This window comes from Mesorhizobium sp. WSM4840, from assembly GCF_055811755.1.
This window is the reverse complement of record NZ_JBVVQD010000015.1, coordinates 47191-60523: the sequence shown is the minus strand read 5'-3', so window position 1 is coordinate 60523 and position 13333 is coordinate 47191. Positions and strand designations below refer to the sequence as shown.

Below are 13333 nucleotides of genomic sequence, written 5' to 3'. Positions count from 1 at the left end.
GTATCCAGCCCATCAGCCGGCCCCTTGGCCAGAAGCGCCGCGCCTGGCGAAGCGGAGCTTCAGGGCGCTCCAGCCGTCACCGAAGCGGCCGGCGAAATTCGTCATCCAGTCGGCCCAGGCGACCGGCAGCTCCATGGTCCGGTTGGAGACGATGAACCATGTCGCGACTGCGGACGCCACGATAGGGACGCCGTAGACCATATAGGTGTATTGCGGAACGTTGTCGGCCTTGCCGGCGGCAAAGAAACCAAGCCAGCGCACGAAAAGCGCAATCGCGATGGCCGTGATCAGCGGATGAATGCGCGCCTCGCGATGGGAGCGCGCGTCTCCCGCCACTGCAAGCGCGATCAGCGCGAAAACGAGTGAATAGGACCATTCGGAAAAACGCTGGTGGAGCTCGGCCAGGTACTTGTTCGGCCTTTTCTGGAATATCTTGTCGTTCGGACTGGGATTGAGCAGGTACTGGGTCGTCCGGTCCTTCGGCAAGAGCAATACGTCCGATGAGGCTGACATGAAGGCGGACAGGTCGAAGGCATAGGAGGTGAACCGGATGACCGAAAGATCGCCGGCCAGCGTTTCGCGATGGATAACGCCGTCGTTCATCATCAGCACCCTCTCGTCGCCGCTATCGATGATGGCGCCGCTCTTGGCGTAGTAGATAAGGTTGACGCCCTCTTCGCGTGAATCGGCGACGAAAATGCCGCCAAGGCGGTTGTCCGGAAGCCGCTCGCCAATCTGCAGGAACAAGCCGTCGTCGATCTTGCGGAAGGTGCCTTCCTGGATAATCAGCGACAGAAGATCGGCACGCGAAGACGCCACCAGCTCGCGGTTTTTCTGTCGTGCATAGGGGTCGACGCCGTTGTCGACGGCAAACGAAAAGATGCTGGCCGCCAGCGCCAGGAGCATGATCGGCCTGACGATGGTCCAGCGCGAAGCGCCCGCGGCGTTCAAGACGGCAAGCTCAGAATCGGAATTCATCGCGCTCAGTGTCTGGGCGACCGCGACCACCAGGGCGAAAGGCACGACGATCGGGACGATCGACGGAATGATCAGCGCAGCGACTTCGAAGAAGGTCAGCGCCGACTGCCCGCTGTCGGTGACAAGGTCGATGCGGGCGAGCACCTGCGTCGTCCACACGATCGCCAGCGTCCAGATGAGCGCTGCCAGGAAGACCGCCAACGCACGACGCATGATGTAGCGTTCAACGACCTTCATGAAGGCTTTTCTCGATTTTGCCGAACGGCATCATGCCTCCAGACAAGGTAGTCGCCCGGCGACGACTCTACAACCGGTCCGTTGGCGGTTCGATCTGGTTCCCGTCCCAGATCGATATTTCCGGTGGGCCGGAGTGTCGGCGGCAATGGATAAGAAAGGGCGAACATCAATGGTTAACAACACGTTGCGGCAGGAAAGCGGGGCCGTGCCGCGACGAATCGCCATCGATTCCATCCGCCATATGGGATCGGATTCCGGCAAAGTCTTGCCAAATGCCGGAAAACGACCAAATGTCGCGCCGATCACGGTCCTGGCCGCCGTAGCTGCGACGGCGGCGAGACGAACCCGAAATTGCCCGGCCTGTGGTTTACCGGCATGCGGCCAAGCATTCGCGGTTGCTTCGCCAAACGCACGAATTCAGGCCAACGCATTCGCGCAGGAGGATCGTCAGGCAGGGGTGATGATTGAAAATTGGGGTGGTGCTTCCGATCGGAAACAGCCAAATATCTAGTTTCGCCAAGGCACTCTCCCAAAAATCCAACGCCGTTCCCGAAAGCAGGACATGATGACTTCGAGACCTTCGATCGCCTTCGCCAAATTCGCAGCGCCCAAAAAGGGCAGTGTCTTCGTGCTGGCGGCCAACGATGGCGGTCTCGGCGATGCTGCAAAGGCTTGCGATCCGGCAAAGACCCTGGAGCGGGCGTTTCCGGTGGCCGACTTTTCCGGCAAATTCGCCGGCCTGGTCGAAGTGCTGGCGCCGGAGGGCACATCGCTCGACCGGCTGGTGGCGGTCGGCGCCGGCAAGGTCTCGGGGCTCGACGACCATGCCTGGCTCAAGCTTGGCGGCACCATCGCTGCGTCCCTGCGCAAGGCGACAGAGGTGGCCGTCGTGCTCGATCTGCCGGGTGCTGACGTCGGCGGCAGGCAAGCGGCACAGCTTGCCGCGGGCATCCTTCTGCGCAGCTATGCCTTCGACAAGTACAAGACGAAAAAGGAGAATGGCGACGGCCAGCGCGACGGCAACAAGGCCGAGCCCAAAAAGCCGGTCAAGGTGACCATCCATACCACCGATCCGGCTGCGGCGAAAAAGGCATTCGCCGACGAGGCGGCGGTAATCGACGGGGTGCTGCTGGCGCGCGATCTGGTCAACGAACCGGCCAATATACTCGGGCCGGTGGAATTCGCCGCCCGCGTCAACGAACTGGAAGCGCTCGGCGTCACGGTCGAGATCCTGGTCGAGAAGGAGATGAAGAAGCTCGGCATGGGCGCGCTGCTCGGCGTTGCGCAAGGCTCGCCGCGTGGCGCCCGCCTGGCCGTCATGCGATGGAACGGCGGCAAGGCCAAGGACAGCCCGATTGCCTTCGTCGGCAAGGGCGTCACATTCGACACCGGCGGCAATTCGATAAAGACGGCCTCCGGCATGGAGGACATGAAGGGCGACATGGGCGGCGCGGCGGCCGTGACCGGGCTGATGCACGCGCTGGCCGCCCGCAAGGCCAAGACCAATGTCGTCGGCGTCATCGGGCTGGTGGAAAATGCCGTTGACGGCCATGCGCAGCGCCCCGGCGACATCGTCACCTCGATGTCGGGCCAGACCATCGAGGTGCTCAACACCGACGCCGAAGGCCGTCTGGTTCTGGCCGATGCGCTGTGGTACTGCAACGATCGCTTCCAGCCGAAATTCATGGTCAATCTGGCGACGCTGACCGGCGCCACCATGGTCGCGCTCGGCCAGCATTATGCCGGCCTGTTCTCCAACAATGACGAATTGGCGAACAGGCTGACGAGCGCCGGGCAGGCGACGCAGGAACGAGTGTGGCGAATGCCGCTCGGCACCGAATACGACAAGCTGATCGATTCGAAAAATGCCGACATGAAGAACATCGGCGGCCGCTATGGCGGCGCCATCATCGCGGCGCAGTTCCTGCAGCGCTTCGTCAAGGATACTCCCTGGGCGCATCTCGACATCGCCGGCACCGCGATGGGCGCGCCGTCCAGCGAGATCAACCAGTCATGGGCCTCCGGCTTCGGCGTCAGACTGCTCGACCGGCTGGTGCGCGACAACTACGAGGGGTGAGGCCTTTCAAGGCGCAATCATGGCCGACGTCCTGTTCTACCACCTGACCGAATCGACTCTGGAGGATGCGCTGCCCGGCCTGCTCGAGCGCAGCGTCGATCGCGGTTGGCGCGCCGTGGTGCAGACCGGCACCGAGGAGCGGCGCGACGCGCTGGACCAGCATCTTTGGATTTTCAGAGACGATTCCTTCCTGGCGCATGCGACCGACCGCGAATCCTATCTGGCCGAGCAGCCGATCCTTTTGACAACCGGCCAGGACAACCCCAACGAAGCGCAGATACGCTTCCTGGTCGACGGCGCGGTGCCGCCGGAGCTTCTCGGCTATGAACGCGCCGTGTTCCTGTTCGACGGCCACGATGCGGCCCAGGTCGAGGCGGCGCGCACGCACTGGAAGACGATGAAGGAAGCCGGCCACGCGGTCACCTACTGGCAGCAGTCTTCAGACCGGCGCTGGGAACGCAAGGCGTAAAGCTGCCGCGTTGGCTATCCCGATGCCGCTGGCAGCCATACGCAGAATGACAACGTAGAAGGCGACGTGAACCCAGCACGCGACACGCTCCTGCGAGCGAGGCGATCCCTCCAGAGGAAACGGCTTCCGATCGAACCGCCGCCACCAGACGATACGGAAGGCCGTGAGAGAAGCAGGACTATGATCGCTACCGGAATGTGACACGGAGGAAACCGCAGTGGTGGCCGCATCCATGGCCTTCGCTGCCTGAAAGCCGGAGCCCAGCAGGGCCAGAATCAGAAGGGGCTCAGCCAGTGAATTGAGACCGCTATCGTGCCGTAGCGATCAGCTCTGCTCTTCAGCATCTTCTTCTCCTTCGAATTTCTTCCGCAGCGCCTTCATGACACGGCCGGCCGTTTCGAGGTCTTCGATGGGAAACCCCTCCGCGAGCGTGTTGACCCGTGGTTCGTACAATCTGATCGCGGCATCATAGGTCTGCTGTCCCTTATCGGTTAGCACGACAAGGTGCGCGCGGCGGTGATGCGGATTGGGTTCGAACCTGACGAGCCCTTCCTTCGCCAAATCGTTGACGATGCGCTGCACGTTCTGGCGGTTGGCACCGAGATCGCGTGCGAGCCACGCGACCGGCTGCGGGCGTTCGGCTGCGACAATGGCGCCGAGGATCTGCCAACGGGCGCTGGTCAGCCCAAGCGGAGCCACGAGCCGATCGCCCCACGTCAAAGTCAGGTTATTGACCCTGAACAGGCCGAGAATGAGATCGGTCAAGGCTTCACCCGCCGGCGTTCGATTTGGGGTCTTCGTTGTTTCGTCCATTTGTCACCATAGGATGGTATTGACATTATAATGTCAATTAGCTACGTGTGCATCATACCAGATCGACATCGTATAACCAAATTGGAAAGGAACCTATCATGTCTCTTATGCGCCCACTGGACCCTGCATTCCCGATCGAACGTCAGATCGCAATCGATGCTGCTTCCGTCGTGCTCGTGAACGTATTCACGCTCGACAAGGCGGACGAACAGACCTTTCTCCGAGCCTGGCAGGACGATGCGCTGTTCATGAAACAGCAGCCGGGTTTCATCTCGACCCAGCTTCACCGCGCGGTCGGCGAAAGTCCTACTTATCTGAACTATGCCGTCTGGGGATCGACAGCAGACTTCCGGACTGCGTTCATGCATCCGGAGTTCAGGGCGAAACTCTCAGTCTATCAAGCTTCGGCGGTCGCTTCCCCGCACCTGTTTCAAAAAGTCGGCGTGGCGGGCGTCTGCCTCGCGTAGGCGTGGCGTCAGCAAGAATTCGAAGTCATCAAAATCGAAAGAAAAGAAAGGCAGGAGAGATTCCGTTGCGACTCCTATTCAACATTCTCGCTATCTCTGGTTCGGCGATGTTCGCCGGCGTCATGCTGACGATCGGCGTAACGTTGGGCGGCTACTGGAAGAGCCTTCCGGCTGCCGAATTCCTCGATTGGTTTAGCCAGAACGACCGGTTCATCATAAGGACGATCCCCCTTGTCGTCGTTCCGACCCTCATCGGCCTGATCGGTTCGCTCTGGCTCAGCTGGAGCGAGGGAGGACTACGTGCACTGTGGATCGGGGCGATCGCCTGTGTCGCTGCCGTTCTGGTTCTCACTATGGCCTGGTTCCTTCCGACCAACGCGCAATTCGCCACCAAGTCGATTCCCCTGGATCAGGTGCCCGCCCGGCTAGACACCTGGCTCATGGTCCACAACGTTCGAATCCTGCTCGCTACCGTCGCGTCGGTGCTCGGGATTCTGGCAGTCGCTCGGTGAAGGGCGGGACCGGCGCTGGGAACGCAAGGCGTAGTAAAGCCTGCCATCTTGGCTATCCGCAACCCGGGATAGATCGCGGAGCAATTGGCTCACGACGCCGAAGAAAGCATCGGACCGAAACCGGGAAGAACACTGAAGGGGGTGGTTTGCTGATCGTTGAGACGCGCTACACCTGAAGCCGTTCAGCCAAGTCAATGAAGTCGCTGGCCACCAGGTCCCAGGCCTGATCAGGGTGCAAGTCCGTGGTCTGCGCTAACCCGTGCTCGGTCGGACGCGGGACAAAGGCTGTTCGCAATCCGCATGCCCGAGCCGCTGCAAGGTCGCCATTGTGGGCGGCCACAAGACAGATCTCAGCTGGCTTCATTGCCAGGACGTCAGCGGTGCGAAGATAGGCTTGCGGCATCGGCTTGTACGCCTGCACGACTTCGGCGCCGAGGATCGCATCCCAGGGGATGCGACTACGCTTCGCCATGTTGAGCATGAGGACGATGTTACCGTTCGAGAGCGGTGCGATGATATAGCGGGCCTTCAGCAGTGTGAGGCCGGCCACCGCGTCCGGCCATGGCTCCAATCGGTGCCATGCCAGGTTCAGTTCGTCCAGTTCGGACGCTGGCACCGAAGCCGGGTCGACCCCGAATTCTGGCAAAACAGCTTCCAGATTCTCCCGATGCAGCACGTCGAGCCGTGTAAAAGGCCGCCGGCCGCTGCGCACCTCCTCCATCGCTGGGGAGTAACGGCTGCGCCACGCATCCGCGAAAGCGGTAGGAATGGCGGATACTGCTCCATGCCGCTTCAGGAACGATTCAGCTTCGCGCGCCACGCCGCTGCGCCAATCGACGACAGTGCCGAATACGTCGAATACCAAGGCACGTACACCATCCAATGCCATCACATTCGGCTCCTCGATCCGCACAATACATGACCGTCGCATTCGGGTGGCGAGCGCCTCTTGCGGCTGTCGCAAAAATCGGTCGCGAGACACCCACTTTTGCGAGGGACATTTGCGACAGGCAAACCATTGACCGGATGGACAGGGTGAAACTATCGCGAAGCTCAGGATATGTGCGAAGGGCGACCGGCATCACTACTCCAGAATGACGACGGCCTCCACCTCGAAGAGCATGGGGTCAATTGCAAGCTTGGGAACGGGAATCAGGGTCTGCGCCGGCAGCGCCTCACCGAACATTTTCTTGACGTTCTTGGTCAACACCTCAAGCTTGGACATATCGTGATCGACCACGAAGACCGTGAGCTTGGCGACCTGATCCGGCCTGGCACCGAGCTCATCGAGGGCGGTACGCAAATTTGCGTAGGCCTGCCCAACCTGGACAGCGAAGTCGGGCGACAAGGCTCCCGTGCTGTCTTGGCCGCCCTGTCCGGAGATGTAGGCCACCCGGCCATCGCGGGGCGTGATCACCGCCGTGCTGTAGCCATTCGGCGACGGGTCGTAGAGGTTTTGTGGATTGACGATGGTCAGCTTGAGATCCTTCTCACTCGCTGTTGTCGCAGCGGGAACTCCAATGGTCATGATGATTAGCCCTCCGATAAGCAGATGCTTGATTTGCGCGTGACATGATTTTCTCTTGGCTCTGCGAGCAACGTACCCTCGCGGCCGGCATGATTGAACTTTAACCGTATCGCCCATACGATGACTCGTGCGATGTACGAGTCATCGTATGGTACGCCGTACGAGTCAATCGTTCAAGATCGACATTCGTCGCGTTGCCGGTTCAAAATCGACGTTCTGAACAGCGAGGGAGACGGATGGCTGCAAAACGCAGCGGCGCCCGGAGCAAACGAGGGATAAATGAGCGGCTCCAGCCCGTGCAGGAGCCGCGCAGTGAACCGCCGCTCTCTCGGGAACGCATCGTGGCGACCGCGGTAGAACTGCTGGACGCCCAGGGAGTCGACGGATTGACGATGCGTCGGCTGGCCGATCGCCTCGGTTCGGGCGTGATGAGCCTGTATTGGCACGTCGACAACAAAGAGGATGTCTTTGATCTGGCGCTCGACTCGGTGCTCGAATATCGCGGACCGCCGCAAATGGTTGAGTCTCGAGACTGGCGCGGAGAAGTCGTTCATATGCTCGAAGACTGGCGCGCCAGCATGCTGCGCCATCCCTGGTCGGCATCGCTGTTGCCGCGCCGGGCACTCGGCCCGAACATACTCAGTCGCCTGGAACTGCTGAGCAACACCTTGTCCAGAGCCGGGGTTGCGGACGCAGATGTGAACGTCGCGATATGGTCGCTCTGGAACTATGTGATGGGCGCCACCATCACCCGGGCGAGCTTCGACCTCTCGGACGACGACAGGGTCGCCGCGCAGCAACGCCTTACACGTCTCAGCGAACGCTACCCGACAATCGAACGCTCTCGTCTGCTGTTGGATAACGATTGGGGCGGCACCTTCCGGAAAGGCCTCGGTTTCCTCCTCGATGGCCTCTCTCCAGGATGAGGCTGAACGGTAGCTCTGGCTCAAAGCGACTGTCGCAAAATCCCCGTTTAAACGACAGTTTTTGCACCTGATTTTTGCAACGTCGCAGCGGAAGCCTTTGCGGCAAGGTTTAAGGTTCCACAGCGGGTCGTGAGCCGAAATGCAAACTGAGACACTGCCCAGGGCACTTGACGAAAGGTCGGCCGCGCGCAAATCTGCTAAGATGTCAGACCAATTTTGTATGTAGGTTCCCATGCGAGCGCGCGGCGAACTGCCCGGGGCATCTGCTACGCGTGTGGCAATCGCCACGCTCCCGCCATTGGATCGCGGCAAGCAGGTCATGGAAGCGCTGGCCGACTATGTCGAGCGCGCTGCGTTGAAGAGCGGTGACCGGCTTCCGACCGAACGCGAATTGATGGCCGCGCTTTCCGTCGGGCGCTCGACGATACGCGAGGCGATGGGGCGTTTCGAAGCGCTCGGCGTCACCGAGACCCGCAAAGGCAGCGGCACCTATCTGCTCAAGCCGATATCCGCCGGCACGATCCATTTGCCGCTGTCGCTCGATACGGCAGAGCTGCGCGATGGTCTCTTGCACACCCTCGAGGTACGCCGCGGCATCGAGGCCGAGGCAAGCATGGTCGCGGCGCGGCGGCGGACTGTCGACGATCTGCGGACGATCGAGGAAAAACTCATCGAGATGGAGCGCGTCCATCTCGCCACCGGCACGTCGGGTCCGGAAGACCTGGCCTTTCACCTGGCCGTCTACGACGCCACGCACAACCCGCTTTTCCGGCAGCTCCTGGGGCAGATGCGCGAAGCGTTCGAGCGCTTTTGGGACCATCCTTTTGACCGGCAGGATTTCGCGCGGCGATCGTTCCCGTATCACCGCGAACTGTTCGATGCCATCGTCGCCAGGGACGCGGAGCTGGCGCGGGGAAAAACGCTGAAGATCCTCGAGATCGTGGAAGAGGATATCGAGGAAATGTCGAAATGAACGGTCCCGATTTTTTCGACCAGGCATCGCTGATCGCCGCGCATGACGAGGGCAACGCCTTCGATGCCGTCGTGCCGCCGATCGTGCAGACCTCGCTCTTCACCTTCCCGAACTATGACGAGATGCTCGAGACGTACCGCGGCGAAAAGGTGCGGCCGACCTACACGCGCGGGCTAAACCCGACCGTGCGCATGTTCGAGGAAATGCTGGCAAAGCTGGAGGGCGCCGAGGACGCGATCGGTTTTGCGAGCGGCATGTCCGCCATCTCGTCGGCAGTGCTGAGCTTCGTCGAGCCGGGCGACCGCATCGTCGCGGTCAGGCATATCTACCCGGACGCGTTCCGGCTGTTCGGGACGCTGCTCGCGCGCATGCGCATCGAGGTGACCTATGTCGACGGGCGCGACGAAGCCGCTGTCGCGAGCGCCCTGCCTGACGCCAAGCTGTTCTATATGGAAAGCCCGACCAGCTGGGTCATGGAAACCCATGACATCGGTGCGCTCGCTGCGCTGGCAAAGTCCCGCGGCATCCCGACCATCATCGACAACAGCTGGGCCAGCCCGGTCTTCCAGCGGCCGCTGTCGCTCGGCGTCGATGTGGTTGTCCACTCCGCGTCCAAGTATCTGGGTGGCCACAGCGACGTCGTCGCCGGCGTGGTCGCGGGCTCGAAGGACTTGATTGGCCGCATCCGCGGCGAAGCCTACCCATATCTCGGCGGCAAGCTGTCGCCATTCGACGCCTGGCTCTTGATTCGTGGCTTGCGCACACTGCCGATCCGGATGCGCGCGCATCAGGCCTCCGGCCTCGAAATCGCACGGCGCCTGCAGGATCATCCGATCGTCGAGAAGGTCTGCCATCCGGGGTTGGCCAACCTGCTTCCTGCGGGGCTCACCGGCACGTCGGGCCTGTTCTCATTTGTCTTCCGCGACGGCATCGACATCCGGACGTTTGCCGACCACCTCAAGCTGTTCAAGCTAGGCGTGTCCTGGGGCGGCCACGAAAGCCTCATCGTGCCCGGCGAGGTCGTGCTGCAGCAGAAGGCCCAACCCAATTCCGCGATGGCGTTCGGCGTCCATCCGCGGTCCGTGCGTCTCCATGTCGGCCTCGAGGGAACCGAGGCGCTGTGGAGTGACCTGGAAACGGCTATCACAGCCGCTTCCGAAGAAAAGACCTGAAGCAACCAGACAAGAAGGGAACGGAAAATGAAGAAGCTTCTTATCGCCGCATTCGCCACCGTACTGATGTCGGGTGCTGCACTCGCCGACACGACGCTGAAGCTCGTGGAGGTGATCACCAGCCCCGAACGCACCGAAACCCTGAAATCGATCGTCTCCAAATTCGAGGCTGCCAACCCGGGCACGAAGGTCGAGGTCATCTCGCTGCCCTGGGGCGAGGCGTTCCAGAAATTCGCGACCATGGTGTCCGCCGGCGAAATCCCCGACGTCATGGAGATGCCGGACACCTGGCTGTCGCTCTATGCCAACAACGGTCTTCTCGAGAGCCTCGAACCCTATCTTGCCAAATGGGAGCACACCTCGGGCCTCACCGATCGCGCGCTCGAACTCGGCCGCGACGTGAACAACACCGCCTACATGCTGCCCTACGGCTTCTATCTCCGGGCGATGTTCTACAACAAGAAGCTGTTCCAGGAGGCTGGTGTCACCGAGCCGCCCAAGACGATGGACGAGTTCGTGGCGGCATCGGAAAAAGTATCCAAGCTTCCAGGCAAATATGGCTACTGCCTGCGCGGCGGGCCGGGCGGCCTCAACGGCTGGATCATGTTCGGCGCAACCATGGCCGGGTCCAACAAGTTCTTCAATGAAGACGGCACCTCGACGATGAACAGCGAAGGCTGGGTCAAGGGACTGACCTGGGTCGTCGACCTGTACAAGAAGGGATTGGCACCGAAGGACAGCGTCAACTGGGGTTTTAACGAAATCGTCGCCGGATTCTACACCGGCACCTGCGCAATGCTTGATCAGGATCCAGACGCGCTGATCGCAATCGCCGAGCGGATGAAGCCGGAAGACTACGGCGTCACGACCATGCCGAAGGGGCCGTCCGGCAAGACGTTCCCGACCATCGGCTATGCCGGTTGGTCGATGATGGCGGCAAGCCAGAACAAGGACCTCTCCTGGAAGCTGATCGAAACGCTTGAAGGGCCCGAGGGCAATGTCGAGTGGAACAAGCGCACCGGTGCGCTGCCGGTCCACAAGTCGGCCGAAACGGATCCCTTCTACGCAAGCGAGCAGTTCAAGGGCTGGTTCGCCGAACTCGAGGACAAGGATGCGGTGCCGACGGTCATGCCGACCTATCTCGAGGAGTTCGCCTTCTTCAAGGACTCGATGGTCATCAAGACCAGTCAACAGGCATTGCTCGGCGACATCACGCCCGAGGAAATGGCCAACCAGTGGGCCGACTATCTGACCAAGGCGCAGCAGAAGTACCTGGCCAAGAAATAAACGGCGGACCTAGAGCATCGGAGCCGCCCATCGCCGGGTGGCTCCGATAGGCCTCGTCCATGGTCGATTGGAAGGATGTCCAATTGGAACGAAAGCGTTAGCTGATGGTTTTTGACGCCACCGCCGGGTTCCCGGAATCGCGCCGCCGGTCGCTGGTCGACCGGATCACGCGCCACGCCGAGCCATATCTTTACACCGCCCCGGCGCTGATTCTGATCGTCACCATCATGCTGGCGCCGCTGGTGCTAGGCCTGTCCTACGCCTTCCGTGACGTGCACTTGCTTAATCCCTTCTCTGGCGGGTATGTCGGGCTCGATCATTTTCGAACCCTTTATGACGACGATAATTTTTATCGGGCGCTGCGCAACACGCTGTGGTGGACCGGCGCGTCCGTCTTCCTGCAGTTCGTATTCGGCCTGGTCCTGGCGCTGTTGCTCGACCGGCCGTTTGCCGGCCGCGCCATAGCGCAGGCGCTGGTGTTCCTGCCCTGGGCGGTGCCGACCTTCCTCACCGGGCTCAATTGGGCGTGGCTGTTCAATCCCGTCATCGGACCGCTGCCGCATTGGCTTTATGCGCTCGGCCTGATGAGCGAGCCGGCCAACATCCTTTCCAATCCGCAGCTCGCCATGTGGGGACCGATCATCGCCAACGTCTGGTGGGGCATTCCCTTCTTCGCCATCACGCTGCTGGCCGCGCTTCAGGCTATCCCACGCGACCTCTACGAGGCGGCGGCGATCGACGGCGCCGGCGCGATCAGGCGGTTCACGTCGATCACGTTGCCATTCCTGGCGCCGACCATTGCGATCACCGTGCTGTTGCGCACTGTCTGGATCTCGAACTTCGCCGACCTGATCATCGTCATGACCAGCGGCGGGCCGGCCGACCGCACGCAGATCGTCGCGAGCTACATCTTCACGCAGGCCTTCAGAGCCCTTGATTTCGGCTACGCCTCGGCCATCGCGCTGGTGCTGCTCGTCCTGCTGCTCGCCTATTCGATGCTGATCGTCATGCTGCGGCAAGTCCTGATGGATCGGTCGTGATGGGTCGGGGGATGACCAGATGAACAGGTATTCGACCTTCGGCACCGCGCTGCACCGCCTTGCGATCCTCTGCTACGTGGTCTTTGCGCTGTTCCCGCTGTTCTGGCTGTTGAAAGTATCGGTGACGCCGAACGACCTGCTCTATTCGGAGGGCGTGCGGATGTGGCCGTCGCGGATGAGCTTTGAACATTTCCGTTTCGTGCTCGCCCACAGCGCATTCCCGGTCTTCTTCAGGAACAGCATGATCGTTGCCGGCGCAACGGCCGTGATCGTGACGCTGCTCGCGTCCCTCTCCGGCTATGCGTTGTCGCGTTTCACCTTCCGCGGCAAATACTGGCTGGTCGCGCTGATGCTGCTCACCCAGATGTTTCCATTGGTGATGCTGGTCGCGCCGATCTTCAAGATGCTCTCGCCGCTCGGGCTGACCAACAGCCTGACCGGGCTGGTGGTCGTCTACACCGCCTTCAACATCCCCTTCGCGACGTTCCTGATGCAGTCGTTCTTCGACGGCATTCCCAAGGAACTGGAGGAGGCGGCCAAGATCGATGGCGCCACGCAGTTCATGGCGTTTCGCCAGATCATCCTGCCGCTGACGCTGCCCGGCATCGCCGCGACGCTGGGCTTTGTATTCACCGCCGCATGGAGCGAGCTGCTGTTCGCGCTGATGCTGATTTCGGGCAACAGCGCCGCAACGTTTCCGGTCGGTCTGCTCACCTTCGTGTCGAAATTTTCGGTCGATTTCGGGCAGATGATGGCGGCCGGCGTACTGGCGCTGATCCCGGCCTGCCTCTTCTTCCTGTTCATCCAGCGCTATCTGGTCCAGGGCCTGACGGCCGGCGCGGTCAAGGGCTGAG

The 13333-nt window shown here is 61.4% G+C and carries 15 protein-coding genes; 11 read left to right on the top strand and 4 right to left on the bottom strand.

Annotated elements, in window-relative coordinates:
* Nucleotides 1-12: 12 nt before the first annotated feature.
* Nucleotides 13-1215 carry an LPS export ABC transporter permease LptF gene (gene lptF / locus AC0L3I_RS20455; RefSeq protein ID WP_473486700.1) on the bottom strand — a complete coding sequence of 401 codons (1203 nt, stop codon included), beginning with the start codon at nucleotides 1213-1215 and terminating at the stop codon, nucleotides 13-15.
* Between the two features lie 145 nt (nucleotides 1216-1360).
* On the opposite strand from lptF, the gene AC0L3I_RS20450 reads away from it, so the two are divergent.
* Genes AC0L3I_RS20450 through AC0L3I_RS20440 form a run of 3 tightly spaced genes read left to right on the top strand, consistent with a single transcriptional unit; the run spans nucleotide 1361 to nucleotide 3761 of the window.
* Complete coding sequence (locus AC0L3I_RS20450) at nucleotides 1361-1726, top strand: hypothetical protein (protein WP_473486701.1); 366 nt, start codon at nucleotides 1361-1363, stop codon at nucleotides 1724-1726.
* A gap of 54 nt (nucleotides 1727-1780) precedes the next feature.
* Nucleotides 1781-3292 carry a leucyl aminopeptidase gene (locus AC0L3I_RS20445; protein ID WP_473486772.1) on the top strand — a complete coding sequence of 504 codons (1512 nt, stop codon included), beginning with the start codon at nucleotides 1781-1783 and terminating at the stop codon, nucleotides 3290-3292.
* 19 nt (nucleotides 3293-3311) lie between these two features.
* Nucleotides 3312-3761 carry a DNA polymerase III subunit chi gene (locus tag AC0L3I_RS20440; protein ID WP_473486702.1) on the top strand — a complete coding sequence of 150 codons (450 nt, stop codon included), beginning with the start codon at nucleotides 3312-3314 and terminating at the stop codon, nucleotides 3759-3761.
* Nucleotides 3762-4085: 324 nt separating this feature from the next.
* Here the strand turns inward: AC0L3I_RS20440 and AC0L3I_RS20435 are convergent, their stop codons facing one another.
* The gene (locus AC0L3I_RS20435) at nucleotides 4086-4574 is read right to left on the bottom strand and encodes a MarR family winged helix-turn-helix transcriptional regulator (RefSeq protein ID WP_473486703.1); all 489 of its coding nucleotides are present in this window, start codon (nucleotides 4572-4574) and stop codon (nucleotides 4086-4088) included.
* A 98-nt stretch (nucleotides 4575-4672) separates the two neighbouring features.
* Between AC0L3I_RS20435 and AC0L3I_RS20430 the strand changes: the two genes are divergently transcribed.
* Nucleotides 4673-5041: an antibiotic biosynthesis monooxygenase family protein gene (locus tag AC0L3I_RS20430; RefSeq protein WP_473486704.1), complete on the top strand. Its 369-nt coding sequence runs from the start codon at nucleotides 4673-4675 to the stop codon at nucleotides 5039-5041.
* Nucleotides 5042-5106: 65 nt separating this feature from the next.
* Entirely contained in the window at nucleotides 5107-5553 is a 447-nt protein-coding gene (locus tag AC0L3I_RS20425) for an anthrone oxygenase family protein (RefSeq protein WP_123149753.1), read from the top strand.
* A 166-nt stretch (nucleotides 5554-5719) separates the two neighbouring features.
* Here AC0L3I_RS20425 and AC0L3I_RS20420 read toward each other — a convergent pair whose 3' ends face one another.
* Together AC0L3I_RS20420 and AC0L3I_RS20415 are read right to left on the bottom strand one after the other, a co-directional pair.
* Entirely contained in the window at nucleotides 5720-6442 is a 723-nt protein-coding gene (locus tag AC0L3I_RS20420) for a haloacid dehalogenase type II (RefSeq protein WP_473528029.1), read from the bottom strand.
* A gap of 195 nt (nucleotides 6443-6637) precedes the next feature.
* Complete coding sequence (locus AC0L3I_RS20415) at nucleotides 6638-7081, bottom strand: RidA family protein (RefSeq protein WP_473486707.1); 444 nt, start codon at nucleotides 7079-7081, stop codon at nucleotides 6638-6640.
* A 236-nt stretch (nucleotides 7082-7317) separates the two neighbouring features.
* Between AC0L3I_RS20415 and AC0L3I_RS20410 the strand changes: the two genes are divergently transcribed.
* The 6 genes from AC0L3I_RS20410 to AC0L3I_RS20385 all read left to right on the top strand — a co-directional run bounded on the left by AC0L3I_RS20410 (nucleotide 7318) and on the right by AC0L3I_RS20385 (nucleotide 13332).
* Nucleotides 7318-8007 (top strand): TetR/AcrR family transcriptional regulator, encoded by a 690-nt coding sequence (locus tag AC0L3I_RS20410; RefSeq protein ID WP_473528028.1) that lies wholly within the window; start codon nucleotides 7318-7320, stop codon nucleotides 8005-8007.
* Nucleotides 8008-8239: 232 nt separating this feature from the next.
* Nucleotides 8240-8980, top strand: coding sequence for a FadR/GntR family transcriptional regulator (locus tag AC0L3I_RS20405; RefSeq protein WP_473486709.1), 741 nt, complete (start codon nucleotides 8240-8242; stop codon nucleotides 8978-8980).
* On the top strand, nucleotides 8977-10152 hold the full coding sequence (locus tag AC0L3I_RS20400; protein ID WP_473528027.1) for a PLP-dependent transferase: 1176 nt from the start codon (nucleotides 8977-8979) through the stop codon (nucleotides 10150-10152). The genes AC0L3I_RS20405 and AC0L3I_RS20400 overlap by 4 nt, the downstream gene beginning before the upstream one ends.
* A gap of 27 nt (nucleotides 10153-10179) precedes the next feature.
* Nucleotides 10180-11439 carry an ABC transporter substrate-binding protein gene (locus tag AC0L3I_RS20395; protein ID WP_473528026.1) on the top strand — a complete coding sequence of 420 codons (1260 nt, stop codon included), beginning with the start codon at nucleotides 10180-10182 and terminating at the stop codon, nucleotides 11437-11439.
* Between the two features lie 104 nt (nucleotides 11440-11543).
* Nucleotides 11544-12479, top strand: a complete 936-nt coding sequence (locus tag AC0L3I_RS20390; RefSeq protein WP_258118151.1) for a carbohydrate ABC transporter permease — start codon at nucleotides 11544-11546, stop codon at nucleotides 12477-12479.
* A 19-nt stretch (nucleotides 12480-12498) separates the two neighbouring features.
* The gene (locus tag AC0L3I_RS20385; protein WP_473486713.1) at nucleotides 12499-13332 is read left to right on the top strand and encodes a carbohydrate ABC transporter permease; all 834 of its coding nucleotides are present in this window, start codon (nucleotides 12499-12501) and stop codon (nucleotides 13330-13332) included.
* Nucleotide 13333: the final 1 nt, after the last annotated feature.

Bases quoted from the DNA above. Each gene is read 5' to 3' on its own strand.
- lptF (WP_473486700.1), bottom strand. From the start codon at position 1,215: ATGAAGGTCGTTGAACGCTACATCATGCGTCGTGCGTTGGCGGTCTTC.
- AC0L3I_RS20450 (WP_473486701.1), top strand. From the start codon at position 1,361: ATGGATAAGAAAGGGCGAACATCAATGGTTAACAACACGTTGCGGCAG.
- AC0L3I_RS20445 (WP_473486772.1), top strand. From the start codon at position 1,781: ATGACTTCGAGACCTTCGATCGCCTTCGCCAAATTCGCAGCGCCCAAA.
- AC0L3I_RS20440 (WP_473486702.1), top strand. From the start codon at position 3,312: ATGGCCGACGTCCTGTTCTACCACCTGACCGAATCGACTCTGGAGGAT.
- AC0L3I_RS20435 (WP_473486703.1), bottom strand. From the start codon at position 4,574: ATGGACGAAACAACGAAGACCCCAAATCGAACGCCGGCGGGTGAAGCC.
- AC0L3I_RS20430 (WP_473486704.1), top strand. From the start codon at position 4,673: ATGTCTCTTATGCGCCCACTGGACCCTGCATTCCCGATCGAACGTCAG.
- AC0L3I_RS20420 (WP_473528029.1), bottom strand. From the start codon at position 6,442: ATGGCATTGGATGGTGTACGTGCCTTGGTATTCGACGTATTCGGCACT.
- AC0L3I_RS20415 (WP_473486707.1), bottom strand. From the start codon at position 7,081: ATGACCATTGGAGTTCCCGCTGCGACAACAGCGAGTGAGAAGGATCTC.
- AC0L3I_RS20410 (WP_473528028.1), top strand. From the start codon at position 7,318: ATGGCTGCAAAACGCAGCGGCGCCCGGAGCAAACGAGGGATAAATGAG.
- AC0L3I_RS20405 (WP_473486709.1), top strand. From the start codon at position 8,240: ATGCGAGCGCGCGGCGAACTGCCCGGGGCATCTGCTACGCGTGTGGCA.
- AC0L3I_RS20400 (WP_473528027.1), top strand. From the start codon at position 8,977: ATGAACGGTCCCGATTTTTTCGACCAGGCATCGCTGATCGCCGCGCAT.
- AC0L3I_RS20395 (WP_473528026.1), top strand. From the start codon at position 10,180: ATGAAGAAGCTTCTTATCGCCGCATTCGCCACCGTACTGATGTCGGGT.
- AC0L3I_RS20390 (WP_258118151.1), top strand. From the start codon at position 11,544: ATGGTTTTTGACGCCACCGCCGGGTTCCCGGAATCGCGCCGCCGGTCG.
- AC0L3I_RS20385 (WP_473486713.1), top strand. From the start codon at position 12,499: ATGAACAGGTATTCGACCTTCGGCACCGCGCTGCACCGCCTTGCGATC.